Source organism: Mesorhizobium sp. CA4 (assembly GCF_020165075.1).
Classification (GTDB): domain Bacteria; phylum Pseudomonadota; class Alphaproteobacteria; order Rhizobiales; family Rhizobiaceae; genus Mesorhizobium.
The window spans coordinates 1-25,932 of record NZ_JAIUHK010000017.1; the positions used below are offsets into that span (position 1 = coordinate 1).

Here is a 25,932-nt window from a genome sequence, read left to right on the forward strand (position 1 = left end):
GGCTCGGTGGGCGCGGAGCGCCAGATCCAGAATGTCGCGGCCGGGCGGTTGAGCAACTCCTCGACCGACGCGGTCAACGGCTCGCAGCTGTTCGCGACCAACCAGCAGGTAACCCAGAACACGACCGATATCGCGGCCAACACCGCCGACATCACCAATCTTGGCAACACGATCAACAACATCAACACCGGCGGCGGCATCAAGTATTTCCATGCCAATTCGACGCTTGCCGATTCCCAGGCCCTGGGGACGGACTCCGTCGCAATTGGCCCGAATGCCGTCGCCAACAATGCCGGCGACGTGGCGATCGGCCTGAATTCGGTATCGGGAGCCACGACCAATGTCGGCGGCACGACGATCGGCGGCGTCAACTACACCTTCGCCGGCGGAACGCCGGCCGGCGCATTCTCGGTCGGCTCGGTGGGCGCGGAGCGCCAGATCCAGAATGTCGCGGCCGGGCGGTTGAGCAACTCCTCGACCGACGCGGTCAATGGCTCGCAGCTCTTCGCCACCAACCAGCAGGTAACGCAGAACACGACCGACATCGCCGCCAACACCGCCGACATCACCACTCTCGGCAACACGATCAACAATTTTGCCGGCGACACCTCGACGGCATACACGGACGCCAATGGCGACGGCATCCGCTATGTGCGCACCAACGACACCACGCTGCCGGTCACCGACGCCTCCGCGCAAGGGGTTGGTTCGTCGGCGCTCGGCTACCAGGCAACGGCATCCGCCGCCAATTCGCTGGCTCTCGGCCGCGGCACAGCTGTCACCATCGCCGACGGCGTGGCGCTTGGCTCCGGCTCGGTCTCGGATCGCGCGGTCGCGCCCGCATCGGGATCGATCCTCTCCGGCACCGGCCTCATTCCCTACAACACCACGGACATGACCCTGCTCGGCGCCGTCTCGGTGGGTACCTCCACGTCCTATCGCCAGATCATCAACGTGGCCGACGGCACTCAGGACCAGGACGCGGTCACGCTCCGTCAGTTGAAGGGTGCGCTGAGCTCCTTCGCGGTGACGCCGACCATGTACTTCCACGCCAATTCGACCGCCCCGGACTCGCTGGCGGTCGGCACCGATTCGGTCGCGATCGGCCCGCGCACCACCGTCAACGGCGACAACGGCATCGGCATGGGCAACGGCGCCATCGTGCAGCAGACGGCGCCGGGCGGCATCGCGATCGGCCAGAATGCGACCTCCAATCAGGCCGACAGCATCGCCTTCGGCACCAACTCGACCGCCAACGGCGCCCAGTCCATGGCGCTCGGCGCCGGCGCAACGGCCAATGAGCCGGGCAGCGTCGCGCTCGGCGCCGGCTCGACGACCGCCGCGGCGGTCGCCACCACCGGCACGACGATCAACGGCGTCAACTACACCTTCGCCGGAACCGCTCCGACGAGCACGGTGAGCGTCGGCAGCGTCGGCAACGAGCGCACCGTCACCAATGTGGCGGCGGGACGGATCAGTGCCTCCTCCACCGACGCCATCAATGGCAGCCAGCTCTACGCGACCAATCAGGCTGTCGAAGCAGTGCAGGGAAGTGTCGGCAATCTGAATGAGTTCGCCGTCCAGTATGACAAGAATCCGGACGGCACCAAATCCAATTCGCTGACGCTCGTCGGCGGCGACGTGAATGCGCCCGTCGTCATCCACAATGTCGGCGCCGGCACCGCCGATACCGATGCAGTCAACGTGCTACAATTCAACAACGGGCTGGCGACAACGTTCGACAACTCCAAGGCCTATACCAACCAGGTGGCGGCAACCACGCTGCAGCAGGCCAATGCCTACACCGACTCCAAGCTCAGCCAGCTCAACATGGATATGGGCGAGGCTCGGGGCGAGGCGCGCCAGGCTGCCGCGATCGGCCTTGCGGCCGCCTCGCTGCGCTATGACGACCGTCCGGGCAAGCTGAGCGTGGCGGCCGGTGGCGGCTACTGGCGCGGCGAAGGCGCCGTCGCGTTCGGCGCCGGTTACACCAGCGAAGATGGCAGAGCCCGGGCAAACGTATCCGGCACGACGGCGGGCGGGCACTGGGGTGTCGGCGCGGGTGTCAGCTTTACCCTGAACTAGAGCGTGATCGCGAAAAGTGCGTAGCGGTTCTTCGAATAATCATGCTCAGGCAAAAAGCCCCTTCACGGCCGGACGAGCCGTCTCTGCCGTCGCACTGTGCATGGCTTGCCTGCTCCTGTCCGGTCCGCGTGCGGTCGGGCAGGAGGCGGCCCAGCCCGCCTATCGGATAAAGCCTTCCGACGTGGCGGTGCCTGCGGGCGTGAAGCTTGGCGACTATCAGCGCACCACTCGTCCGTTCGAGAACTGGACGCTGATCTGCGACGAGAACCTGCAGGCCAGGAAGAAAGTGTGCAACATCGGCCAGTCTTTCATCGACCAAAGCCAGGCGTTGGTCTTCAGCTGGTCGCTCGCGGCCGACGAGAAAGGCAAACCCTTCATGATATTGCGGACTCCAAGCGCGGCAGGTAAGGGCAGCAAGCTTTCGCTGAGACTTGCCGGCCGCAAACAGCCGGTCGACGTTCAGCTGCAGGGTTGCGATGCGTCGGTCTGCGTCGGCTATGTGCCCGTCGGCCCGGTGCTTCGCGAGCAGATCGGCAAAGAGACCACGGTCCAGGTTTCCTATTCTCTGCCGTCGGGAGCGACCGTCAGCATCGATGCCCCGTTCAAGGGACTCAAGACCGCGCTGTCGGCCATCAACTAGAAAGACTTTGAGATGACACGCCAATCCATCGAGGACAGAATCCTGACGCACTCCCAGCCGGTCGCGCTGCCGGAGCCGCCGGCAAGTGCGCCGCCACAGCGTTCGCCAGGCCGGCGCCTGGTGCGAAACACGGCGCTGCTCGGCGCGTTCGCGGTCTTGGTCGCGGCGGCGGTCGTCCTGTCGTTCCGTCTCTATCCCGCGCTTGGAACATTCGTCGCGGGCACGGCCTCCGCGCAGGCGCAGGCGCCCATGCAGGGCAAGCCGGCAGAAGTCTTGCCCGCGACGGCCGACGCCTCGGCAACCAAGAATCCCTTCCAGGCGCATGTCGCACAGGCAGGTGTCCGCACCTGCGCCAATCTCTTTGCCACGATGGGGCAGGCTCTGACTGCCGGGTCGACCTATGCCATCCAGACGCAATGGGACAACGCTTCGCCCGATACCCACGCCGTGCAGGCCGTCGCCGGGATGAGCTACAACCTGCCGAACTACAAGACGCAGGCCGCGGGCGTCGTTTTTGCCTCGCCTCTCGGCCAGAGCTGCGAGGGCGGCTTCGTGCGCGTGGCGCCGTTCCCTCGCTCTTGCCAGGAAGTCGCCGGCACGCTTCCGAAGGGCAGCCTGCTGGCGGACAATCTTTCGAACTCGATGCTTTTCAACCTGGCCGACAATGCCGGCCAGGCGTTGCTGGTCCCGACCGGCAACACTTGCATCGTCGTCTCGGTCGCGCGCATGGGCGGCTAGAGCCGGGCATGACGGTCGACTGCTGAATAGCTGCAACTGGAGCACGAAGATGCTGATCAATCCCCGTCTTTCGATCCCGCTGCTTGCGGCGCTCGCCGGGCTTACGATTGCGAGCAACGCCGCTGACCTGGTCGCCCCGTCACCGCCAGCGTCGGCGAGCGAGGAAAAGGGCATCTGGGGCGCGATCGCCTATTCGCCGGGCGACGGCCGTCACGGCTTCTTCTGGGGCGCCGACAAGCGGCAGGAAGCGGAAGACATAGCGCTCAAGCATTGCGAGAACGCGGACGGCAAGGGCTGCCGGGTGGTCGAGGTGTTCCGCAACCATCGCCATTGGGACGATGATGACGGCACCGGCTTTCCCTATGAGCACTGCGCCGCGCTCTCGGTCGGCAAGAGCCGCGGCGCGGCGACGCCGTTCTGGGGCGCAGCGTCGGCCACGACCCGCCGCGAAGCCGAGGACAAGGCGACAGCCCAGTGCGGAGGCGAGAACAAGGAGTGCAAGATCCGCGAGTGGGTTTGCACCTGACGGGAAGCAGCCGCCGGATATTCCGTCGCGTCCGAACATCGGAGAGCGACACAGCGTCCGCACTTGGTGATCAGAGAGCGGGGCGCTTGGCGATGGCCAGGCCGATGCCGAGCGCGATCATCGCGCCGCCTGACGCCTCGCGCAGGCGGCGCATCGCATTGTTGCGCCCGGCCGCGCCTTGCCGGATACGGCTGGCCGCGAATGCGACCACGACGTCGGCGAGCGTATTGAGCGTTACCGAAACGAAGCCGAGGGTCATGAATTGCAGGGCGACATGGCCGGCGCTGAGGTTCACGAATTGCGGAATGAAGGCCAGGAAGAAGGCCGCCGTCTTCGGATTCAAGGCCTCGACCAGCACGCCTTCGCGAAACCCTCGGCCGGCGCCGACGGCAGCCGCCGGCGTCCCGCCTTCCAGCATCGTCTTTGCCTCGCGGCGCGCGGACTGAAAGGTGCGGAAGCCGAGCCAGACGAGGTAGACGGCGCCGATCAGCTTCAGCGCCGTGAACAGCTCCGCGCTCGCAAGCACGATTGCCGAAACGCCAAGGCTGCCGGCCAGCACGTGGACCATGCCGCCCAGCCCGGTCCCGAAACTCGAGGCGATGCCTTCCGCCCGTCCTCCGGCCAGCGTGCGCGCCGCGACATAGAAGATGCCCGGCCCTGGCGTGATGGCGAGCAGGAACGCCGCGGCGAAATACAGGGCGAACTGGGTCAGGTCCGGCATGACGGGCTCGTTAAGGGATTGCGTTTCAAACCGGGATGAGTGGCGCGACATCGCGGTCCGACGGACGGTCGCTCGATGACAGGCCGGAAATAACACCGGCGCGATCGGCGGCGTTGCGGTTCTGGCTCATCTTGCGCTTGCCTTCGAGCTTCGTGATCGGCATGCGCAAGCCGACAATACCCTTGAGCTGCGACTGGATGAAATCCGCCGGCGCGTCCGACACGGCCCAGGGCGCGGCGCGTTCTCCTTCATACAGGTTGGTCAGTCGCGTCACGACCTCGAGCAACCTGTCGGCATCCTCGAAGAATTCGACAGGACCACGGGCGTGGACCGCGACATAGTTCCAGGTCGGGACAACCTTTCCGGTCTCCTGCTTGGTCTGGTACCAGGCCGGCGTCACATAGGCGTCCGGCCCCATGAAGATCGCCAGCCCATCGCCCACCAGCGGCACGCGCCATTGCGGATTTGCCTTTGCGACGTGGCCGTAGATCACGCCATGCTCGCCCTCGTTCTCGTCGAGCAAAAGCGGCAACGGCGTCGCCAGCGGACCTTCCGCCGTGGCGGTGACCAGCGTCGCCAGACGCGCCGCGCGGATCGTGGCCATCAGGCTCTCTTGATCGTCGTCGCGGAAGGCAGGCGGGATGTACATGGTGAAAACTCCTTGCGTTGCACAGCAAGATGCCGGAAAGCTGGATTGCTTGGAACATCCAGTTTTGAAGGTTTTTTGTGGTCCAGTTTGAGCAGGACGGCGTGGCGCGCCGCATCATCGCGGCCGTCAAGGCGCAGATCCACAGCGGCGCCTACAGGCCCGGTGATCGCTTGCCGTCGACGCGGGCCTTTGCCGCCGAATGGGGCGCGTCGCGGACCACGGTGACCGCGGCCTACAGCCAACTCGATGCCGAGGGCTACCTGGTCATCCGGCAGGGGTCGCGCGCGATCGTTGCTCCGGGACTGGAGAAGGCGTCGGGAGAAGCGCCCGTCGCGGCCGCTTCGCCACGGCACCTGTCTGCATTCGCGCGACGGTTGCTGACCCTGCCTCCGGCGGCGTTGGCGCAGCCGGTCAAGATTGCCGATTTCCGCTATGGCGACCTGTCCGGAGCGGACTTTCCCGTGCTGGCCTGGCGGCGGGCGTCGAACAAGGCAATCGTCAACCGCGCCGCGCGGCTGCGCTATGGTGACCCGCAGGGGTCTTCCGGTCTGCGTAACGCGCTTCAGGCCTATCTCTGGCGGGCTCGCGGCATCAATTGCACGCCGGACCAGATCGTCATCGTCAACGGCTCGCAGCAGGGGCTCGACCTCTGCGCGCGCCTGCTGCTCGACCCCGGTGACCCCTTTGTGATCGAGAACCCGGGCTATCTGCTGGCACGCCACGCCTTCGAGGCGGCCGGAGGCATTGCCGTGCCCGTTCCTGTCGATGCCGATGGGCTAAGGACGGAAAAGCTGCCGCCGGCCCGTCTCGCCTATGTGACGCCCTCGCACCAGTTTCCGCTCGGCGGCGTGCTTTCGGCGACGCGGCGGCGGTCGCTGCTGGCCTGGGCCGCCGGTACGGGGGCCTATATTGTGGAAGACGATTATGACGGCGAATACCGTCACGACATCAGCCCCATTCCGCCGTTGCAGGCGCTGGACGCGGACTCGGTGATTTATGTCGGCACGCTGTCCAAGACGCTCTCGCCGACCTTGAGGCTCGGCTATCTCGTCGTTCCCCTGAGCCTTCGCCGGGCATTCGGCGAGGCCAAGCGCCTGACCGACCGGCATGCTCCGATGCTGGAGCAGGACGTGTTGGCCGAGCTGCTGGCGAGCGGCGCCTACGAACGCCACGTGCGCAGCATCCGCAGGAAGAACGCTGAGCGCAGACAGGTCCTGCTGAAGGCTTTGGCTGACCATCTGGGGCCGCAGGTCACTGTCGCCGGAGCCGATACCGGCCTGCATGTCGTCGCCTGGATGAACGGCATCGATGCCGGACGCGAACTGGCGATCATCGCCGCGGCGCGCGCTGCCGGCATCGGCCTATATCCCGTGTCGCCCCTTTATGATCCGAGCAGACCCAGGCCGGAAACGGCCGGCTTCATCCTGGGCTACGCCGGGCTCGACGCGGAGGCATTGCGACGCGGCGTCGCGGTGCTGGCCACGATTTTGGCCGAGCACCGCTGATGATCGGTGCATGTTGCCCATGCACATGGGCAGAAAGAGGTCAGAAAATCTCGTTGGTGAGATTCTTGACCGGGCCGAGCAGGATCGAGCCCGTCGGCACACCGTTGTCGATCGGGATCGCCTTGCGCTCCGGCATGTTCTCTTCCGGCGCGCCGATGTTGGCCGTCACGATGACCGGGGTCTTGGTCGGCACGCGGTCATAGAGGTCGATGATGTCCTGGTTGATCAGGCGCACGCAGCCCGACGATACCGACTTGCCGATCGACCACCATTCGGGCGAGCCGTGCAAGCGGTAGAGCGTGTCCTGGTTGCCCTGGAAGAGATAGAGCGCACGCGCCCCGAGCGGGTTCTTCAGGCCGCCCGGCATGCCGCCATTCTTGGCGCTGAATTGCGTCAGCTCCGGCTGGCGCGCGACCATCTCGTCCGGCGGCGTCCATTTCGGCCATTTCTGCTTCCACTGCACGACCGCGTCGCCCGACCATTCGAAGCCGGCGCGGCCGAGGCCGACGCCGTAGCGGATCGCCTGGCCGCCCTCGCGCACCAGATAGAGGAAGTGGCCGGTGGTGTCGACGACGATGGTGCCCGGGCGCTGTCCGGTCGGATCGGGAACGATCTGGCGCAAGAATTGGTGATCGATCTTGTTCACCGGGATGGCCGGCAGGTCGAAGCCGTTGTCCGACATCGGGCCATACATCGTCGCGTAATCGCCGAGCGGCGGCTCGACATAGGTCGGTGGCGGCGGCTGGATGGGAGCAGGGGCCGGACCGGTGGTGGTGCAGGCTGAAACGGCGGCCGAAGCAGCGCCAAGGGCCGTCAAACTAAGAAAGCCACGGCGGCTGATGCGGAAGGAAGCGTCTGACATGGTTGCCTTTTCTAGGTCGTAATTCGCAAGAAAGCATGAATTCGCGGGCAGGCGGCATTCATAACAGTCGGCGGGGATAGACGGTTCCAATTCTGGCCTGAGGGTGGACAGAAAAAGGCGAAGCTGTGACCGCGCCGCAGCTGTTGCGCTGCAGCAACAGCGGCATCAGGCGGACGCCAGAAGACCTTCCAGTGATGGCAGGATCAGCCCCGGCGGAAAGTCGCGGTATTCGTCCGGCTGATTGGTCCGGTTGATCCAGACCGTACGGAAACCGAACTTTGCGGCGCCGGCTATGTCCCAGCGGTTCGACGACTGGAACGACACCGCGCCCGGATAGAGCCGCCAGCCGGTGACCACCATGTCGTAGACCGAGGGGTCGGTCTTAAAGCGTTTGACCTGATCGACCGAAAAGACGTCGTCGAGGATCTGATCGAGCGCCGCGGATTTGACCGCAGCGTCCAGCATTTCCGGCGAGCCGTTGGAGAGGATCGCAAGCTTCGCGCCCGACGCTTTGAGCGCCTTCAGCACGGCCGGCACTTCCGGGTAGCAATCGAGCCGCCAATAAGCTTCGAGCAATTTCGTCCGCAGCGCCGGGTCGGCTGAGGGCACCTTGCGCAAAGCGAAATCCAGCGCCTGCTCGGTCAGTTGCCAGAAGTCGGCGTAAGCGCCGCCCATTAGCGTTCTGACCCAGGAATATTCGAGCTGCTTGGCGCGCCAGATTTCGGAGAGAAGCTGGCCGTCCGGGCCGATCTCGCCGGCGTGACGGCGCACGGCGGCGTGCACGTCGAATAACGTGCCATAGGCGTCGAAGACATAGGCCGCAGGATGCATGACAAGAGTTTTGAGGCGGGGATGCGTCCCGCGCAAGCGCTGATTGCGCTTTAATGCATGTCGCACAAAAGTGTGTCGCGGTTTTAGGGAAACCGAGATGCATCAAACATAAGATTTATAGGGGCGCTGCACGATCCGTTTCGGGCGACGCTCTGTAAGTACCGCTGGCCTCAATGATTTTCGGCCATGTCGGTTGACGCCGGCCCTCAAAGCATCGTCCTATGCCGGTCCGAAATCACTCGTTTGGACGGCAAATATGACACTGGCGGCAGCGGCGCAAACCGCGACTTGGACCTATGTGGACGGCGACTGGTATGAAGGCAATGTCGCGGTACTGGGGCCGCGCAGCCATGCCGTGTGGCTTGGCACCAGCGTCTTCGACGGCGGCCGCTGGTTCGAAGGCGTCGCGCCCGACCTCGAGCTGCACTCCGCTCGCGTCAACGCTTCCGCGATCGCGCTTGGCCTGAAGCCTTCGATGACGACGGAAGAGATCGTCGGCCTGACTTGGGACGGTTTGAAGAAATTCGACGGCAAGACGGCGGTCTATATCAGGCCGATGTATTGGGCCGAGCATGGCGGCTATATGGGCGTTCCGGCCGATCCGGACTCGACCCGCTTCTGCCTCTGCCTCTATGAATCGCCGATGATCCCGCCTTCCGGCTTTTCGATCGGCGTCTCGCCGTTCCGGCGCCCGACCATCGAGACGATGCCCACCAACGCCAAGGCGGGCTGCCTCTACCCCAACAATGGCCGCGCCATCCTGGAGGCCAAGAACCGTGGCTTCGACAACGCGTTGGTGCTCGACATGCTGGGCAATGTCGCCGAGACCGGAACCTCCAACATCTTCCTTGTCAAGGACGGCCATGTGATGACGCCGGCGCCGAACGGCACTTTCCTGTCGGGCATCACCCGCTCGCGCACTATCAGCCTGCTTGGCGACTACGGCTTCAGGACCACCGAGAAGACGCTGTCGGTTCGCGATTTCCTCGAAGCCGACGAGATCTTCTCGACCGGCAACCACTCCAAGGTCGTGCCGGTCACACGCATCGAGAACCGTGATCTGCAGCCCGGACCCGTGGCCAAGAAGGCGCGCGAGCTCTACTGGGAATGGGCGCATTCGACGTCCGCCGCCTGAGCCGCGGGAGCGGCTCACCGCTTCGTTGAAATGGCGAACCGCTCCATCTGTTTGTTTTGCGCAATTGCGGCGGAAAACCGTCTCACAGTTTTCCCGGAATTGCTCTAAAAAGTCGCTCGGCGCTCCATTCCGGAGTTGCCCCGATCCATTCCAGACCTATCTTAGCTCGGTAAATATCACCGGACTTTTTCCTCGAGGGAGTACCATCCATGGCTTTTGAGTTGCCCGCTTTGCCTTATGACTACGAGGCCTTGCAGCCTTACATGTCGAAGGAGACGCTGGAGTATCACCACGACAAGCACCACAAGGCCTATGTCGACAACGGCAACAAGCTCGCCGCCGAGGCCGGAATGGGCGACCTGTCGGTCGAAGAGGCCGTGAAGCAGTCCTTCGGAAAGAATGCCGGGCTCTTCAACAACGCTGCCCAGCATTACAACCACATCCATTTCTGGAAGTGGATGAAGAAGGGCGGCGGCGGCAACAAGCTGCCGGGCGCGCTGCAGAAGGCCTTCGACAGCGACCTCGGCGGCTACGACAAGTTCAAGGCGGATTTCATTGCCGCCGGCACGACCCAGTTCGGCTCCGGCTGGGCCTGGGTCTCGGTCAAGAACGGCAAGCTGGAAATCTCCAAGACCCCGAATGGCGAGAACCCGCTGGTCCATGGCGGTTCGCCGATCCTTGGCGTCGATGTCTGGGAACACTCCTATTACATCGACTACCGCAATGCGCGACCGAAATATCTTGAGGCCTTCGTCGACAGCCTGATCAACTGGGACCACGTCCTGGAGCTTTATGAGAAGGCTAAAGCCTGAGTGATTTTGATGAGAAGCCCCGGTTGCCGGGGCTTTTCTTTTTCAGGAGAAACCCGGAAAATCGTCACCGCGCCGGGGAATAATCCCACCATCACGCCCGTTAACGTCCAGAGCGGTTCCAGGAAACGTGTTGAACGGTTTTCCGTCCGGAATTGCGCCAGCGAACTCTCTTCATCCACGGAGCCAATTGAATGAGAAAGCTTGTCATCGCCATCTCTATGCTTGCCTTTGCCGGCTCGGCCTATGCCGACCCGATCAAGGGTCGCCAGGCCCTGATGAAGGAACGCGGCAAGCTCGCCGGGCAGATCTCGAAGGTGGTCAAGGGCGAGACGCCTTTCGATGCCGCCGCCGTGCTGGACGCGCTGAAGGCGCTGCAAGCCAATGCCGAGAAGTTCGATGTCGACACGCTGTTCCCGGCCGGCTCCGAGAAGGGCGACACCACAGCCGCACCGAAGATTTGGGAAGACATGGCGGGCTTTAAGGCGGCCGAGGACAAGTTCCTGGCCGATACCAAGGCCGCGGTCGCTTCCCCGCCGGCCGATGTCGACGCGCTGAAGGCGCAGCTCAACACGCTGGGCGGCGATTGCGGCACCTGCCATCAGACCTATCGGATCAAGAAGACCTGATCGCCTGACGATGGCCTGGCTGAAGAAGCTTGTCGGCGCCGTCGTCGTGCTTGGCGGCGCCGCGGCCGCCGCCGGCTGGGCCCTGTCGGCTCCGGTCGAACTGGACGCCGGCACCGTCGCGCAACTCGGCCCCGGCGACGCCGCCAAGGGCAAGCGCATCTTCTACGCGGGGGGCTGTACCTCCTGCCACGCCAAGCCGGGCGCGCAGGGCGACGCTCGGCTGCAATTGGTCGGCGGGCTGGAACTGAAAACGCCGTTCGGTATCTTCGTGCCGCCGAATATCTCGCAGGATCAGAAGGACGGCATCGGCGCGTGGAGCGAGGAGGACTTCGCCAACGCCATGCTCAAGGGCGTTTCGCCTTCGGGCGAGCATTTCTATCCGGCCTTTCCCTATGCGTCCTACGCGCGCATGAAGCCGGCCGACATTGCCGATCTCTATGCCTTCATGAAAACGCTGCCGGCGGTTGCCGGCAAGGCGCCGGACCACAAGCTGTCCTTCCCCTTCACCATCCGCCGCGGCATCGGCCTTTGGAAGCTTCTCTATCTCAGCCCCGAACCGGTGATCGCCCTGCCCGCTGGCACGACGGACAAGGTGCTGGCCGGCCGCTACCTTGTCGAAGGGCCCGGCCATTGCGGCGAATGCCACACGCCGCGCGACTTCGCCGGCGGCGTCAAGAAGGCCGAGTGGCTGGCGGGCGCCGTGGCCGCCGAAGGCTCGGGCGTCGTGCCCAATATCACCCCGCAGGGCGGCACCAAGGACTGGTCGGAGGCCGACATCGCCAATTACCTCGAAACCGGCTTCACGCCCGATTTCGATTCGGTCGGCGGCGCTATGGTCGACGTGCAGCGCAACATGGCGCAACTGACCGCCGACGACCGGGCTGCGATCGCGGCCTATCTGAAGGCCGTCCCGCCGCATCCGAACGGCTATCCAGCGCGCAAGCCGGCGAGTTGACCTGCGCACGCGGCGTCAAACCCGCGACCATACGTGATGGCGTAAAGCGGGTTGGCATTCTCAATCGAAGGCATTAGTTGACTTGAATACTCATGTATTATAGGCGCTTCGGGCCAATTCCCCGAGGACCGAAGCTTGCCCACGCCTTCCATCGACCTTGTGTCCGAATTCAGCCATGACGAGCAGCGCGTGGCGCTTGTCCTCGCCGGCGGACGCATGCTGTCCTACAGGGAACTCGGCAGTCTTGCGCTTGGCTTCGCCTCGCAGTTGGGACAAAGACAAAAGCGGCTCGTGGCGATTGCGGCGGAAGCTTCCGAGCACGCAATCGCCGCCTATGTCGGAGCCCTGCAGGCTGGGCACGCAGCGGCCATGCTGCCGCCGTGCGACGTCAGGCTTTGGGCCGATTTCCAGGCAGCCTTTCAGCCGGATTTCACCTACAGGCCAATCGACGGCCGCTGGCGTCTCGTTGAGGAAGCTCGACCTGCTGGAGATGCGGAGCCGCTGCATCCCGATCTCGCGCTGCTGCTGATGACCTCCGGCAGCTCGGGCGCCGCCAAGGCGGTCAGGCTTTCCTACGGCAATCTCGAATCCAATGCGCGCTCGATCGCGGCCTATCTCGAACTCTCTTCCTTCGACCGGGCCGCTCTCGTGCTGCCTCTCCACTATTCCTATGGGCTGTCGGTCCTCAATTCGCATCTGGTTGCGGGCGCTAGCGTCCTCTTCCCCGGCATGTCAGTCATGGACAGCGCTTTCTTCAGCACGATCGACGACGGCGGCTGCACGAATCTGTCTGGTGTCCCGTATTCTTACGAACTTCTGGAACGGGTGCGTTTCCGCGACGCCGAGCTCAAGGCGTTGCGCATGATGACGGTGGCGGGCGGAGCGCTTGGCCCGGATCTCATCCGCCTTTATCGGAACCATATGCGCGCCAGGGGCGGCCGCTTCTTCGTCATGTATGGCCAGACCGAGGCGACGGCACGCATGGCTTTCGTGCCGCCTGAGAGCCTTTCCGACAAGGAGGATCGGATCGGCGTGGCGATCCCGGGCGGCAGCCTCGGTATTGTCGACGCTGCAGGCGAGCCGATCAGCCAACCAGGCATTCCCGGAGAGCTCGTCTATCGCGGTCCGAACGTAATGATGGGTTACGGCACGCGGCGCCGCGACCTCGCGCGCGGCGCAGAGCTCAAGACCCTGAACACTGGCGACATTGCCGTGCGGGACCAACATGGTTTCTTCCGCATCGTCGGGCGCAGAAGCCGCTTCGCCAAGATCGCAGGCCTCAGGATCGGCTTCGACACGATGGAGCAGGCGCTGGAGCGGGCCGGCATTGCCTCTGCGGTGGTTGGCGACGATCGGGGATTGCAGGCCTATGTGATCGGAGCCGACCCGACGGGGAGAGCACGGCGCATTCTTGCCGAGATCAGCCGCCTGCCGGCCAATCTGGTTCGGGTTGCGACGCGCGAGGACTTTCCCAGACTTGCCTCTGGCAAGATCGACTATGCCTGCCTCCAGCAGGAGATGTTGGAAGGGCGGACGGAAATCCGTTGTGAGCGGGGCGGTCTGCTCGGTGCCTACGCCCGCGTATTCTATCCCCTGGCCGTCGGCCGCAATGACAGCTTTGTCTCTCTTGGCGGGGACTCCCTTCGCTTCCTGCAATTGGCTCTGGAACTCGAGCGTCTCGGCATGAACCTGCCGGACGGCTGGGAACGCTTGAGCATTGCCGAGCTGGCAAACCGCCAGGCGGCGGGACTTCCCGAACACCGGCACGCAAGCGAGATGCCGACCGATTTAGTGCTGAGGGTTATCGGAATCCTGCTGGTGGTCGTGCATCACGAAACGCTATGGCCTATCCCCGGCGGCTCCGGCGTCATGATGCTGCTGGCCGGCTACAGCCTTGCTCGTTTCCAGTCGGCCCATTTCCTTGCCGGTCGAATTGGGCACGCGCTCAAACCTGCGATCGACGTCCTGATCCCGTATTTTCTCATTGTCGCCGCTTACGCTGCAGCCTGGCGAACGATCCCCTGGGCTTCGATGACGCTTACTGGGAATTTCGGCTATGCCGAACCGGAGCGTCACGAGATGATTCCGTATCTTTATTGGTTCATCGAGGCCTATTCGCAGACGCTCCTGCTCTTCGCTCTAATCTTTGCCATTCCTGCAGTCCGCAAGCTTGCCCGGGCTCACCCCTTCGTTTTCGCGCTCGGCCTTTTGGGCGTTGCCGCTGCCGCGCGCTTTTCGTCCCCATCGTTCGTCGATCTGGGCAACCGCCAGATTTTCGCGATCCATTGGGTTTTCCATTTGGCCGCGTTCGGTTGGTGTGCCGGTTTTGCCGATACTCCGGCGAAAAAGCTGGCTCTGACTGCGCTTGCCGCCGCTGTGCTGGGGTATTTGGCCTTCTGGGAGTCGGTCTGGTTCGGGACGACGGTCAAATATCTGATGATCTTCGCGGCGCTTTTGGTCCTTCTTTACCTGCCGCGTGTTCGCGTGCCGGCTGGGGTAGGGCGCCTGGTTGCGCAGGTCGCCGTCGCGGCTTTTCCGATCTACCTTTTCCACCGTTTCGTCCCGGAAATATTGATGGCGCCCGCCGCGGGCAAGCTGCCGGTTCCGATTTTCCAACTGCTGGCCATCACCGGTGGGATTGCTTTAGGCATCGTTTCCGGCAAGGCCTTGGCAGGCATCCGAAAACTGCGTGGCAGATTGGCCATGGGACGCCAGCCGGAATTGCTCTCCGCCTGAACCACCTGATCCAACGCTCGTGCCGCTAGGGGTGGCGGTCGCCTAGGAAATCGAAGCCGCTTTCGAAGAAGTGATTGTAGTTGCAGGTAAGTTCCTCGCCCGGCGCGATGTCGCGCAGCGCGTAAGTCTCCTCGGGTGAGGAGACGTCGCAGTTCGGATCGTCGTCATGGTTCATGTAGCGCGCGTCGTCGGCTTCGAACACGATGTAGCTCGGGTCGTGCCGGTCCGGATAGGAATAGCGGTCGAGATAGGATTTCACCGGTCCCGTTTGGCTCTCATAGGTGTCGACGGGAATGCGCCGGTCAAACCGCGGGTCGAGCTTCCAGATCAGCGTTCCCTTTGGGATGCGATGCCTGGCGAAGACGCCGATGCCCTGGATGGACGATTTGTCGAGATAAGTGTCGACGAGAAGCATGACGAACCTTGTTGAATGGAAACTGGCCGGCCTCGAACGTGGCGTCCAAATGACCGCGTCCAAGACGACCGTGCATTGCGTAACGCGCGATCTTGTGGATTGCGAGCGGAAAATCAGGCTTTGCCGGTCACTTTCAACGCAAAGGCGTAAATGTAGGCGATCTCCTCCAGCCGTGAGAACCGGCCGGACGCGCCGGCGTGCCCGGACTCCATGTTGATCTTGAACAGCACCGGATTGTCGCCTGTCTTGCGCTCACGCAGTCTGGCCACCCATTTCGCCGGTTCCCAATAGGTGACGCGCGGATCGGTGAGACCCGCCAGCGCCAGGATCGGCGGATAGTCGAGCGCCGCCACATTGTCATAGGGCGAATAGGCCGCGATCGTCTGGTAGTCGGCGGCGGACGCGATCGGATTGCCCCATTCCGGCCATTCCGGCGGCGTCAGCGGCAGGCTGGCATCGAGCATGGTGGTAAGCACATCGACGAACGGCACCTCGGCGACGATGCCGCCGAAATCCTCCGGCGCCATGTTGGCGATCCCCCCCATCAGCATGCCGCCGGCGGAGCCGCCCTGCGCAATGATGCGGTCATGCTTTGTGTAACGCTCGGCAACGAGATGGCGGGCGCAGGCGATGAAATCGGCGAAGGTGTTCATCTTCTTTGCCCGCTTGCCGTCCTCGTACCAGCCATAGCCCTTGTCCTTGCCGCCGCGCACATGCGCGATGGCATAGACGAAGCCGCGGTCGACCAGCGACAGGCAGTTGGTATTGAAGGCGGAAGGCACCGTGATTCCATAGGAGCCGTAGCCGTAAAGCAGGCAGGGCGCGGAACCGTCGAGCGGCGTGTCGCGATGGTGTAGCAACGAGATCGGCACCAGCTCGCCATCGGCGGCGGGGGCCATCAGCCGGCGCGTGACATAGTGCTCCGGATCGTGGCCGGAGGGCACTTCCTGCGTCTTCAAAAGCACGCGTTCGCGGCTGCGCATATTGTAGTCGAACACCTGCGCCGGTGTGGTCATCGACGAATAGGTGAAGCGCATTACTTCGGTGTCGTATTCGTAAGAGCCGGAGAGACCGAGCGAAAAAGCTTCCTCGTCGAAAGAGATGAAATGCTCCTCGCCGCTGGCGCGCTCGCGCACGACGATGCGGGGCAGGCCTTCCTTGCGCTCGAGCCTGACCATGTGATGCTTGAAGCCGAGCACCGACAGGATCAGCCGGCCGGGCTCGTGCGGCACCAGTTCCTGCCAGTTGGCGCGCACGGGATTGTCGACCGGCGCGGTCATGATCTTGAAGTCCTTGGCGCCGTCGGCATTGGTGAGGATGAAGAAGACGTCGCCGCCTTCTTCCAGGTCGTATTGCAGCCCGGTCTCGCGCACCGCCACCAGCTTCGGCTCCGCGGACGGGTCATTGGCGGGCAGCAGGCGGTATTCCGAAGTCTCATGGTCGTTGATGCCAATCATGATCCAGTCATTGGCACGCGTGCCGTTGACATCCATGAAGAAGCCCGGATCGGTTTCCTCGTAGATCAGCCGATCGTTCTCCAGCCTGTCGCCGAGCGCGTGGAAGAACACTTTCGACGGGCGATGGCTGTCGTCGAGACGGGTATAGAAGAAGCCGTTGTCGCCGGCGTCCCAGACCCCGCCGCCGCCGGTATCCGGAATCCGGTCGGCAAGGTCCTCGCCGCTCGCGAGATCGCGCACGCGCAGCGTGAAGAATTCCGAGCCCTTGTCGTCGAAGGCCCAGATGAGCTTCCTGTGGTCGGCCGAATGGTCGACGCCGCCGAGCCTGAAATAGGCCTTGCCCTCGGCCTCCTTATCCCCGTCGAGCAGGATCTCCTCGGCGCCGCCATCGCGCGGCGTGCGGAAATAGCGCGGGTGCTCGCCGCCGAGCCGGAAGGAAGAGCCATAAGCATAGGGGCCGTCCTTCATCGGCACCGTCGAATCGTCTTCCTTGATGCGCCCCTTCATCTCGGCAAACAGCTTGCCGCGCAGGTCCGCCGTGCCCGCCATCAGCACCGCTTGATAGGCGTTCTCGGCCTCGAGATGGGAGCGGATGCGGCCGTCGAGCAGGGAAGGGTCACGGAACACGGCCTGCCAGTTGTCGGCCCGCAACCAGGCATAGTCGTCGCTGCGGGTGATACCGTGATGCGTGTCGGAAACCGAATGTTTCTCGGGGACAGGCGGGTTTGCGGCCGGGAAGGCGGAAATCAAGGCGGAACCTCTGGTCATTACGTCTCGCTGCGGAATTTGCTTGAATGCCGAATGAACACGCCGCTCAGCGGCGGTTCAAGGGGCGCGGTCCAAGTTGGTCTTCAGAAGCCAAGTTGAAGGGGGAACGATGAAATCCTGTGTTCTTATCGCGGTGGCAGTTGCGGTCGCAGTATCCGTTCTGGCTTTTTCCAGCCAGTCTCATGCAACCGTCTTTGCCGCCTGGCAAGTGGTGGGTGTGCCGTTCGGCGATACGCTCAATGCGCGAAAATACCCGTCCAATACCTCGCAGAAACAGGCCGCCTATCCGAACGGCACCATGCTGCAGATGACCGGCCGCTGCACCGGTGGCGTAAACCTGCTCGATATCGGCCGGCAGCCACAATGGAAGCAGCGCCAGGCGATCCGCTATCGCTGGTGCGAGATCTGGCACGATCCGGCGCAGAATGGTCATTTCGTCACCGGCTGGGTGTACGGCAAATACATCGCGCCTTACTGATGCATCCCTCGCGTTGCCTTGTTGGAGCCAGCCGCCAAAGGCGATGTCCTTGCGCTTCGTTGCGCCGCAGGATTCGTTGTGCGGTCGAAAGGGGGATCCAAGCATTAGCCAAGCATTGAACGCCGTGTCGAGTGGCGATCGGATGTCTAACATGTGGTTGACGCAACGTCATGCCATGCTGGTCTGACCAGAAAAATCTCGCGAAGTCACACGGCGCACGAATTTTTGAAGCTGAATCGGCAATAGTTGATGAATATCGACCAATATAAGTCAACATGCGAATTGACTTACTTTCAATGCGGCGTCATTAAGATAACCGACGCGAATCTCAGAGCCTTTCCTGAAGGAAATTCGCGCAATGCCCGATCCCAGAAAAAAGGGCGCAGTTTTAGAAACAACTCTCGTTGGGGCCTTAGCACTATGGAAATCGTCGAAACACCTTCGAAAAACGGTGATGCGCTGATCGAGCTGACCGCCGATGTCGTCGCCGCCTATGTCAGCAACAACCCGGTGCCGGTCGGGGAACTGCCGAACCTTATTGCCGACGTCCATGCCGCGTTGGGCCGCGTCGGCGGCTCGCCGGAGCAGCCGTCGGCCGAGAAGCAGAAGCCGGCCGTCAACCCTAAGCGCTCCGTCCATGACGACTACATCATCTGTCTCGAGGACGGCAAGAAGTTCAAGTCGCTGAAGCGGCATTTGATGACCCACTACAATCTCACGCCGGAAGAGTACCGTGAGAAGTGGGGCCTCGACGCCAACTACCCGATGGTCGCCCCCAATTATGCGGCCGCCCGCTCGCAGTTGGCCAAGAAGATGGGCCTGGGCCGCAAGCGCAAGGGCCGCTGACAGGCTTCTGCTCTTTCAAGCAGTTCTACGGCGCCCTTGCGGCGCCGTTTTGCTTTTTTGAAGCTCCGGATCAGATCAGGCCGTCTGCTTCAACGCCGCTTCCGCGTCGCGCTTGATGCGCTTGACCATCGAGCGCAGGCCGTTGGCGCGCTGCGGCGACAGGTGCTCGTCCAGCCCGAGCCCTTTCAGCGTCGCTTCGGCGTCCGTGCTCTGGATTTCGCTTGCCCGCCGGCCCGAAAACAAGGCCAGCATGATGGCGACGAGGCCGCGCACGATATGGGCGTCGGAATCGCCCTGGAAGCGGATCACCGGATCGGCGCCCGCGCCCTGCTCGGTGGTGAGCCACACCTGGCTCACGCAGCCGGGCACCTTGTTCGCGGCCGTGCGTTCCGCCTCGGGAAAGGGCGGCAGTCCTTCGCCAAGCTCGATCACATAGCGATAGCGGTCCTCCCACTCGTCGAGCAGGGCAAAGTCGTCGCGGATCGTCTGGATCGGGGTGATCATTGCCCGCATATAGTGGCCCGGCACCGCCGCGTCACGGAAAAAGCACGGAAAAAGAAAGACGCCGCGGGCGTCGAGAGGTCGGACGGGCCCGCGGCGTTAGAGCAATTCCAGGAAAAGTGCGTAGCGGTTTTCCGTCCGAAAAACGGCCGGAAAGAAGTCAGTTCTTCGCCGTCAACATCACCGGAATGTTGACCTTGGCGGGCAACACGATGTCCTCGGCGACACTGCCGGTGGTCGTGACGGCGCGATCCGCGATCTTCGTCTCAGGCGTGCCTGCCTGCCCGGACTGCCCGGGCTGCCCGGACTGCTTGTCGTCGATCATGGCCGCGGCGATCTTGGCCGTCTCCTTGGCGCGAACGGTAATGGTGTACATGGCCGATTTGCCGGTTTCGCAGACATCGGGCTTGCGCTCGCAGAGCCCGGCAATGTCGCCGACCGCCTCGCGCGCCGCAAACAGCGCCTGGATCGGCCCGACGCTCTGCTGGCCGTCCTCGCCCGGGCCGACGCCGAGCGGCAGCGCCAGCAGCACCAGCGAAAACCAGAAAGCCATCCTGATCAGAAAGCCCATCTTATCTGCCTCTCATCCGGGATGAATGATGCATCCATCCGTGACGGATCATGCATCCCTTGGCATGACCTCTTTTATGGGCACGATAATGGCATAGTCACGCAAAGGACGGCTTGCATCGAAGCCGCCAATTTTCCTCAAATTTTAGGCAAATTCGAAAGGAATTGGTTTTGAAACGGACTTGCCTCGAATCTCATCGAACGCATTAACTTTATGATAACCATATATCTCGTTGCTATTAAACGGTTTTATTCCTGTCAGAAGTTAGCCGGATCAAGTGGCGGCCCGCTTTGCCACAGGCTTCGCGGCTAACCCGCCGTTTACCATGGCGGCAACTCGGCGTGCTTTGCGAGGCCGGCATCACAATATTTGCCATGAGCGCGTCGCCGGGCCCCGCCAGCCTTATCCATTCCTTAAACGGTGGATGCGAGTTTCAAGCCGATTGATGAGTCACCTGCCAGGCAGGTTTTTTACGACCGGGTATGCGTGCGTTGAGTTCTATTTCAGCCAAATACGTTCAATTGCCCGGCGCGGTTTCCGCTGGCTGCGAACGCATGGTTCACCCGACCGTGACGGGTGAGGCCGAACGCTTGCGCCAGCGCCGCTTCATCGGCGTCATGCTCGCCGCGCCCTTCCTTGCCGCGGGTGCCGCGGTCACGCTTGTCACGTCCAGCCTCGGCGCGGCCGTCACGATAGCCGCGATCTTTGCCGCGTTCGGCCTGTGCTGGTTCGCGGCGCTTCTGGTGGCCGCCACCGGCCATATGGCGCTCGCCGGCCGCATGGCGGTCGTGCTGGGCGGCCTCGCCCTTGCCGGCGCTATTGCCGCGGCGGGCGGATTGGCCTCGCCGGTCGCACTGCTCGCCGTCGCCTTGCCGGTCGAGACCTGGTGGGTCTCGGGATCGCGGCGCGCCGCTCTGTCGAGTGCACTGGCGGCGCTTGCCGCCATCGTGCTGCAGCCCTTTGCCGGGCAGTTCCTGCCGCTCGGCGAGATCGCCACCTGGCATTGGCTGCTGCCGCTCGCCTGGGCGCTGACGCTGTTGCCGCGGGCCGTCGCCTTCGCCAACCCGGCAGGCTCGCGGCTGGTGGAACCTGCCGGCGATCGTCTCGAGGACGTCATCGACGCCGTCGTCCTGCGCGTCGGGCGCCAGGGCGACGTGCTCGATGCGTCCGCCAAGGCGCGCTCGATCCTCAAATTGGCACCGGAGCTCCTGCTCGGCACCGGCCTGTTCGACCGCGTCCATCTTTCCGACCGCGTCGCTTATCTCACCACCTTGGCCGACATGCGCGAGGGCGCGCCGAAGGGTCGGCTTGACCTGCGCATCCGCTTGCCGCGCGAGGGTTCGAGCGCGGCCGACAATTTCCGCCCGTTCAGCCTCGAGCTGCTGCGCGGCGAAGCCGACCGCGACGTCTTCACCCTGGTCCTGCGCGAAAACGACGATGTTGCAGCACTTCGCGAGGAGCTGGTGGAAGCGAGGGAGGCGGCCGCGACCGCCGAAGTGGCCAAAGGCCGCTTCCTCGCGGTGGTCAGCCACGAGCTGCGCACGCCGCTCAACGCCATCATCGGCTTTTCCGACATGCTGCTCCATGAGATGTTCGGCGCCTTCAAGGACCCGCGCCAGAAGGAATATGTCGGCCTGGTCAGGGAGTCCGGCCAGCATCTTTTATCGGTCGTCACCTCGATCCTCGACGTCTCGCGCATCGAGGCGGGCGCCTATGCGACCGAGCTGGAGCCGTTCCGCTTCGTCGAGGCGGTCGACATGTGCCGCTCGATGATGCGGCCGCTGGCCGACGCCAAGAGCATAGTTCTTGCCACGCAGATCGCGCCGGATGCGGGCGAGATCAATGCCGATCGCCGCGCCGTGCAGCAGATTCTGATCAATCTCGCTTCGAACGCGGTGAAGTTCACGCCCGACGGCGGCAGCGTGGTGATCGGCGCCAAACGCGTCGGCTCGCGCCTCCATTTCTGGGTGAGCGACACCGGCATCGGCATTGCCGAGGAGGACATGGCCAATCTCGGCAAGCCGTTCATGCAGATCCAGAACGATTACACGCGCCGTTTCGAGGGAACCGGGCTCGGCCTATCGCTGGTCAAGGGCCTGGTGGCGCTGCACGACGGCACGATGTCCATCGAGAGCGCACCGGGTGAGGGCACCACGGTGACGATCGGTCTGCCGGTAAGCGGGCCTAAGCAGCATTCCGGCGCGCCTTCCGGCGTGCTGGCCATGCCGGCGAAGCCGAAGGGGGACAGACATGGGGAGAGAAATGGCTCGCTCCGCAAAACGGCCTAAGGTGGTCGAACCCGAGCGCGGCGTGCTTGCCGAAGGCGCGGTCGCGGTCGGCCAGCTGATCGCAAGCAATCCGGTCCTGGTCGGCGGCTCGACCGCCTTCCTGGTGACGCTGTTCTACGTCTCGGCCAATGCGCTCTGGTATCAGCCTTTTCCGCATACCGGCGCCTTCTTTGCCACCCGCAGCATCGAGAATTTCCCGCACACCGTCTCCAACGAACCGGAAACCACCATCAACATCGTGCGCCAGCCGCCGCCGCCGCCCGCGGCCAAGCCGGACCCGGTCGTCCAACAGGTGCAGGCCATTCTGAAGGATCTCAACTTCTACGACGGCACGGTGGACGGCCTTACGGGCCCGGCCACGCGCAAGGCGATTCAGGCCTATCAGCTGAAAGTCGGGCTGCCGGGGTCGGGTGAGATCGACGGAGCGCTGCTCGACCAGCTTGGCGCCCGCCAGACGACGGCGGCCATTCCCCACCCGGCGCCGCGGCCGGCCGATGGCGCCGCCAACATTTCCGCCGCCCGGCCGTCGGCGATCCCGGTCTCCGCCCCGGCGGATGGCGCCACGCAGTCGCCCGATGCCCGCATCGTCAAGATCCAGGCCGGCCTGAAGGCCTTCGGCAACAACGACATGCAGCTCGACGGCAAGGTCGGCGCCCGCACCAAGGCCGCGATCAAGGAATTCCAGGCCTTGTTCGGCCTGCCCGAGACCGGCGAGCCGGACGAAGCGGTCTACGTCAAGATGCGTCAGATCGGCCTGACGAATTGAGCGGCGGTAAGGTCGTTTCGGTTCCTTCATCCTTGCTGTAATAAACCGCGCATGCCGTCCGGAAATCTCCCATGCGCGTAACCACCGACCTCTGGGTCTCGGCTCTTGTGCGCCGCGTCTTCAGTGCCGGCGGTTTTGCCGCCGTGGTCAAGCGCGGCGCGACCGAGGCGGGGGCTGTCTTCGTGCTGTCGCGCGGACGTCTGGGGGAGGTCGCCCTCTATGGACCGGCGCCGCAGACGAGCTACGATTCGGCCAAGCCCGATGAGCGCTTCTTCGTCGCCCTCGGTGCGAGCGACGATGGCTCGTCCTTCGATGCGCGGCTGGAGCGGGAGAAGAAATTCGATCCCGACATCTGGGTGATCGAGATCGAGGGCGGGACCGTTCCCGTCGAAGAGCTTCTTTCCGTGAAGGCGGATTGATCGCGTCAGGATGCCTTGAGGCCGGCACTCGCCTCGTCGCTGTTCGAGGCTTCGCGGCCTTCGATGTCCACCGCATCGGGAGCATCGCCGCGGATCGCCCGCGAAAGAGTCTCGGCCTTCCAGGCGCGTACCTTGTCCAGCGCCGCCTCGCGATGCAGCAGCCGGTAGCGGTCGAGGAACAGGCGGATCGCCTGCGGATGCGGGAACTCGCCGGGATAGACCGCGACCGCGATCAGGAAAGCTCTGTCTTCGCTGAGGTCGAGGGCGCGCAGCGCCGCAAGCAATGCGCCATAGCTCGATTGCCCGGTCACCGAGCGTGCCGTCGCGAAGTCGATCCCCAGCGCATCGGCAAGCGCGGTCTGGAAGAAGGCCGCGTTGCCGGTCAGCGCCGTCTCGCGCAGTTTCACATAGGCCGGCTGGCCGAGGAAGGTGTTGACGTCGGCAGTGTCGCCGGTCCGGCGCATCATCGAGCGCAGGCGGCGCCGCGCGTTCTCCGCTGCTTCGCCGGTCGCGGGACGGTCGGTGTCCGCCTTGGCCACGGGCTCCGGTTTCGGTGTGAGCTTCGTGACCGTTTCCGGCGGCCGCGTCTTGACCAGCGTCGGTCTTTCCAGCGCGCGGATCAGGTCGGCGATCGTCGGGTTGAGCTCCTTGCGGCGTGCGATGGCGCGCGCGTGCGGCAGTCCGTGCCGGCCGATCAGCGCGATGAGGTCGATGTCGCTCAGCGCGTTGGAGCGGGTGAGCAAAGGTGCCGCGATCTCGACCGGCTCCTCGGCCAGCCGCCGCACCAGGGCTGTCGGCGCGTAGTCGCATTCGGAAAGGGCTGCGGCGACGTAGCGGCGCGACCCGACCGACACCTCATCGAACAGCGGCAGCGTCAGGTCCTCCAACTGGGCGATCTCGCGGCGCGAGGGACGCGTCAGCGAACAGAAGGCCGACACCGCGGCGCGGAACAGCCTTTCGGCCTTTCCCGCTTCGGTCCGGATAGCGATTTGCCTGAAATCCGAAGATGACACGGAGGATACGCCCGATACTCGACACACGCCCGAACCGCGCAATCCGGCCGGGCCGGTTTTGGCATCTTCAGGAAAGACAAACATCAAATTAGCCGCGATCCGTTAGCGCTCCGTTAACCCTCTACGCCCTTAATCAACTTGGAGGCGTTGCGTTGTGCTCCGGTCAAACCGAGAGGAATGCGCGAACCATGGGCATGGTCCTGTCTTTTGTGCCGCGTGCGGCACCTATAAATCGAGCAAGTCACGACGCCGCGACGGCGGCGGCGGTCATCATTTTCCCCGGCGTCCGTTATGAGTTGCATCCGCAGGCCGATGAGGCCCGGCCGGGCGAAAGCGGCTCCGACAGGCCAGGCTCCCCGCCACCTGCCAAGCCGCATCACTGATCGAGTTTTCTCAGTAGTCCTGCAATTCGCAGGCGCTCTGCTCGAGGAAGCGTGACACGATCGGTTTCCAGCTCTCGTCCGGCACGAAGGCGCGGACGACGAAAATGCCTTCCTCGATCGGCGCTTCGACGAAGATCGCGCCCTGCAGATCCTCCGGAAGGCCGCGCCGCACGTCGATCATCTGCGCCGGCGTCAGCACCACCGCGTCGAGCTTCTCGCCATTGGCGTTATGATCGTTGAAGGAATAGATGTTGTGGCCGTTGCGGTCGTAGACCGAGGCCGACCAGAACGGCACGTCGCCCGGCGCCCTGATCCTGACCACCCCGTCGGCAAGGTCGAACCGGCAGGCGGCGGCATAAAACAGCGGGTCGACCGATTTCACCACCGGCGCGCCGCCGGCCTCGGCGTCCAGCCGCCTCATCTTGTAGAGGTCGGATGTCATCGCCAGCCGCGACCAGGCATCGCGTTCGGAAAATTCCGGCACCAGGAACAGCACCACGATATGCACGATGCCGGCGCCGAGCAGGCCGAGGATCAGGGCATGCAGCAGCCTACGCATTGCACCCCGCCTTCAGGATGCGCGGCAGCGTGACGTCCGAGAGGCCGGTGCTCGAGGCGATCGGCGTGTCGTAGAAGGTCAGCACGAAATACATCTTGCCGGAGCCGCCGGTCAGCAGCCAGTTGCCGGGAGCCGGTCGGCTGCCGACGGAAATGACGACGGAATTGTCGGGCCGGCGCAGCACTTCGTAGGATTGCAGCGCCGACTGCCTCGGCTTGCCTGTGTCGATCACGCCAAGCGACTGGTCGGCGGCGTAGAGCGTCCAGAAACGGGCGGTGGGATAGCCGCCTTCGATCGTGTAGGTGCATTCGCGTTTCAGCGGCTCGCCCGCATCGTCGCGCTCGGCGACGAACGCAAGCCCCTCGGCCTGGCCGAGCGCCAGCACGCCCTCGCGTGCCACACGCGCTTTGGAGTAGGGGTCGGCGGCTAAAGTCCCGACTTCGGGGAAAGCGGTCCATTGGCCGATGCGGATCGCGCCGACGCCGTCCTGCGCGTTGAGCGCATACCAGACGCTGTAGCCGCCAAGCCCGATGGCTATGGCAAGCGAAAGCAGCGTCAGGATGGCGTTCTTGAGCATGAGAGCCGCAGATAGAGGAGATTGCCCGGGATATCGCGGCGCGGGGTGTTGTGGCAAGCCGGCTTCGCGC

At 63.9% G+C, this 25,932-nt stretch carries 27 protein-coding genes; 15 read left to right on the forward strand and 12 right to left on the reverse strand.

The features are described from left to right. The 4 genes from LB528_RS15455 to LB528_RS15470 all read left to right on the forward strand — a co-directional run. Nucleotides 1-2,085: YadA-like family protein (locus LB528_RS15455; protein WP_224715416.1), on the forward strand; the 2,085-nt coding region annotated here is incomplete at its 5' end. 100 nt (nucleotides 2,086-2,185) lie between these two features. After that, nucleotides 2,186-2,725, forward strand: coding sequence for an invasion associated locus B family protein (locus LB528_RS15460; protein WP_224512298.1), 540 nt, complete (start codon nucleotides 2,186-2,188; stop codon nucleotides 2,723-2,725). Between the two features lie 12 nt (nucleotides 2,726-2,737). Continuing rightward, the gene (locus LB528_RS15465; protein WP_224715417.1) at nucleotides 2,738-3,463 is read left to right on the forward strand and encodes a hypothetical protein; all 726 of its coding nucleotides are present in this window, start codon (nucleotides 2,738-2,740) and stop codon (nucleotides 3,461-3,463) included. Nucleotides 3,464-3,512: 49 nt separating this feature from the next. After that, nucleotides 3,513-3,989: a DUF4189 domain-containing protein gene (locus LB528_RS15470; RefSeq protein WP_224588129.1), complete on the forward strand. Its 477-nt coding sequence runs from the start codon at nucleotides 3,513-3,515 to the stop codon at nucleotides 3,987-3,989. Nucleotides 3,990-4,059: 70 nt separating this feature from the next. Here LB528_RS15470 and LB528_RS15475 read toward each other — a convergent pair whose 3' ends face one another. Continuing rightward, the gene (locus tag LB528_RS15475) at nucleotides 4,060-4,710 is read right to left on the reverse strand and encodes a LysE family translocator (RefSeq protein ID WP_224715418.1); all 651 of its coding nucleotides are present in this window, start codon (nucleotides 4,708-4,710) and stop codon (nucleotides 4,060-4,062) included. A gap of 25 nt (nucleotides 4,711-4,735) precedes the next feature. Further along, the gene (locus LB528_RS15480; RefSeq protein ID WP_224512302.1) at nucleotides 4,736-5,359 is read right to left on the reverse strand and encodes an FMN-binding negative transcriptional regulator; all 624 of its coding nucleotides are present in this window, start codon (nucleotides 5,357-5,359) and stop codon (nucleotides 4,736-4,738) included. 77 nt (nucleotides 5,360-5,436) lie between these two features. Between LB528_RS15480 and LB528_RS15485 the strand changes: the two genes are divergently transcribed. Further along, the gene (locus LB528_RS15485; RefSeq protein WP_224512303.1) at nucleotides 5,437-6,864 is read left to right on the forward strand and encodes a PLP-dependent aminotransferase family protein; all 1,428 of its coding nucleotides are present in this window, start codon (nucleotides 5,437-5,439) and stop codon (nucleotides 6,862-6,864) included. Nucleotides 6,865-6,904: 40 nt separating this feature from the next. Here LB528_RS15485 and LB528_RS15490 read toward each other — a convergent pair whose 3' ends face one another. Both LB528_RS15490 and LB528_RS15495 read right to left on the reverse strand, forming a co-directional pair. Then, a complete protein-coding gene (locus LB528_RS15490) occupies nucleotides 6,905-7,726 on the reverse strand; it encodes a L,D-transpeptidase (protein ID WP_224715419.1) in 822 nt (273 codons plus the stop codon). A 165-nt stretch (nucleotides 7,727-7,891) separates the two neighbouring features. Beyond that, entirely contained in the window at nucleotides 7,892-8,557 is a 666-nt protein-coding gene (locus tag LB528_RS15495) for a haloacid dehalogenase type II (protein ID WP_224715421.1), read from the reverse strand. 256 nt (nucleotides 8,558-8,813) lie between these two features. Between LB528_RS15495 and LB528_RS15500 the strand changes: the two genes are divergently transcribed. Beyond that, nucleotides 8,814-9,692 carry a branched-chain amino acid aminotransferase gene (locus LB528_RS15500; RefSeq protein ID WP_224715422.1) on the forward strand — a complete coding sequence of 293 codons (879 nt, stop codon included), beginning with the start codon at nucleotides 8,814-8,816 and terminating at the stop codon, nucleotides 9,690-9,692. Nucleotides 9,693-9,901: 209 nt separating this feature from the next. Further along, a complete protein-coding gene (locus tag LB528_RS15505) occupies nucleotides 9,902-10,504 on the forward strand; it encodes a superoxide dismutase (protein ID WP_224715423.1) in 603 nt (200 codons plus the stop codon). Here LB528_RS15505 and LB528_RS15510 read toward each other — a convergent pair. Continuing rightward, nucleotides 10,483-10,683: a hypothetical protein gene (locus tag LB528_RS15510; protein WP_224715424.1), complete on the reverse strand. Its 201-nt coding sequence runs from the start codon at nucleotides 10,681-10,683 to the stop codon at nucleotides 10,483-10,485. The two genes, LB528_RS15505 and LB528_RS15510, sit on opposite strands and share 22 nt — an antisense overlap. Nucleotides 10,684-10,695: 12 nt before the next feature. Here LB528_RS15510 and LB528_RS15515 point away from each other — a divergent pair, with 12 nt between their 5' ends. The 3 genes from LB528_RS15515 (at nucleotide 10,696) to LB528_RS15525 (ending at nucleotide 14,821) form a co-directional block, all read left to right on the forward strand. Further along, on the forward strand, nucleotides 10,696-11,130 hold the full coding sequence (locus tag LB528_RS15515; protein WP_224715425.1) for a c-type cytochrome: 435 nt from the start codon (nucleotides 10,696-10,698) through the stop codon (nucleotides 11,128-11,130). Nucleotides 11,131-11,140: 10 nt separating this feature from the next. Then, complete coding sequence (locus LB528_RS15520; RefSeq protein ID WP_224512313.1) at nucleotides 11,141-12,085, forward strand: cytochrome c; 945 nt, start codon at nucleotides 11,141-11,143, stop codon at nucleotides 12,083-12,085. A 135-nt stretch (nucleotides 12,086-12,220) separates the two neighbouring features. Beyond that, nucleotides 12,221-14,821, forward strand: coding sequence for an AMP-binding protein (locus LB528_RS15525; protein WP_224715426.1), 2,601 nt, complete (start codon nucleotides 12,221-12,223; stop codon nucleotides 14,819-14,821). Nucleotides 14,822-14,846: 25 nt separating this feature from the next. Here the strand turns inward: LB528_RS15525 and LB528_RS15530 are convergent, their stop codons facing one another. After that, complete coding sequence (locus LB528_RS15530) at nucleotides 14,847-15,236, reverse strand: SET domain-containing protein (RefSeq protein ID WP_224512317.1); 390 nt, start codon at nucleotides 15,234-15,236, stop codon at nucleotides 14,847-14,849. Nucleotides 15,237-15,349: 113 nt separating this feature from the next. After that, a complete protein-coding gene (locus tag LB528_RS15535) occupies nucleotides 15,350-17,461 on the reverse strand; it encodes a S9 family peptidase (protein ID WP_224512319.1) in 2,112 nt (703 codons plus the stop codon). 109 nt (nucleotides 17,462-17,570) lie between these two features. Here LB528_RS15535 and LB528_RS15540 point away from each other — a divergent pair, with 109 nt between their 5' ends. Next, nucleotides 17,571-17,939 carry an SH3 domain-containing protein gene (locus LB528_RS15540; protein WP_224512659.1) on the forward strand — a complete coding sequence of 123 codons (369 nt, stop codon included), beginning with the start codon at nucleotides 17,571-17,573 and terminating at the stop codon, nucleotides 17,937-17,939. A 420-nt stretch (nucleotides 17,940-18,359) separates the two neighbouring features. Continuing rightward, on the forward strand, nucleotides 18,360-18,785 hold the full coding sequence (locus tag LB528_RS15545) for a MucR family transcriptional regulator (RefSeq protein WP_224715427.1): 426 nt from the start codon (nucleotides 18,360-18,362) through the stop codon (nucleotides 18,783-18,785). Nucleotides 18,786-18,860: 75 nt separating this feature from the next. On the opposite strand, the gene LB528_RS15550 is transcribed toward LB528_RS15545, so the two are convergent. Together LB528_RS15550 and LB528_RS15555 are read right to left on the reverse strand one after the other, a co-directional pair. Next, entirely contained in the window at nucleotides 18,861-19,289 is a 429-nt protein-coding gene (locus LB528_RS15550; RefSeq protein WP_224512661.1) for a SufE family protein, read from the reverse strand. A gap of 157 nt (nucleotides 19,290-19,446) precedes the next feature. Then, complete coding sequence (locus tag LB528_RS15555; protein ID WP_224512321.1) at nucleotides 19,447-19,857, reverse strand: DUF5330 domain-containing protein; 411 nt, start codon at nucleotides 19,855-19,857, stop codon at nucleotides 19,447-19,449. A 554-nt stretch (nucleotides 19,858-20,411) separates the two neighbouring features. Between LB528_RS15555 and LB528_RS15560 the strand changes: the two genes are divergently transcribed. The 3 genes from LB528_RS15560 (at nucleotide 20,412) to LB528_RS15570 (ending at nucleotide 23,330) form a co-directional block, all read left to right on the forward strand. Then, on the forward strand, nucleotides 20,412-22,145 hold the full coding sequence (locus tag LB528_RS15560) for a sensor histidine kinase (RefSeq protein WP_224512322.1): 1,734 nt from the start codon (nucleotides 20,412-20,414) through the stop codon (nucleotides 22,143-22,145). After that, nucleotides 22,120-22,911 (forward strand): peptidoglycan-binding protein, encoded by a 792-nt coding sequence (locus LB528_RS15565; protein ID WP_224512325.1) that lies wholly within the window; start codon nucleotides 22,120-22,122, stop codon nucleotides 22,909-22,911. Before LB528_RS15560 ends, LB528_RS15565 begins: the two co-directional genes overlap by 26 nt. A gap of 71 nt (nucleotides 22,912-22,982) precedes the next feature. Continuing rightward, entirely contained in the window at nucleotides 22,983-23,330 is a 348-nt protein-coding gene (locus LB528_RS15570) for a DUF1491 family protein (RefSeq protein WP_224715428.1), read from the forward strand. A gap of 5 nt (nucleotides 23,331-23,335) precedes the next feature. Here the strand turns inward: LB528_RS15570 and LB528_RS15575 are convergent, their stop codons facing one another. From LB528_RS15575 to LB528_RS15585, 3 genes are all read right to left on the reverse strand, one after another. Beyond that, complete coding sequence (locus LB528_RS15575; protein ID WP_224715429.1) at nucleotides 23,336-24,343, reverse strand: DUF2336 domain-containing protein; 1,008 nt, start codon at nucleotides 24,341-24,343, stop codon at nucleotides 23,336-23,338. 393 nt (nucleotides 24,344-24,736) lie between these two features. Next, nucleotides 24,737-25,285, reverse strand: a complete 549-nt coding sequence (locus LB528_RS15580) for a DUF1254 domain-containing protein (RefSeq protein ID WP_224512330.1) — start codon at nucleotides 25,283-25,285, stop codon at nucleotides 24,737-24,739. Continuing rightward, a complete protein-coding gene (locus LB528_RS15585) occupies nucleotides 25,278-25,862 on the reverse strand; it encodes a DUF1214 domain-containing protein (protein ID WP_224512332.1) in 585 nt (194 codons plus the stop codon). Before LB528_RS15585 ends, LB528_RS15580 begins: the two co-directional genes overlap by 8 nt. Nucleotides 25,863-25,932: the final 70 nt, after the last annotated feature.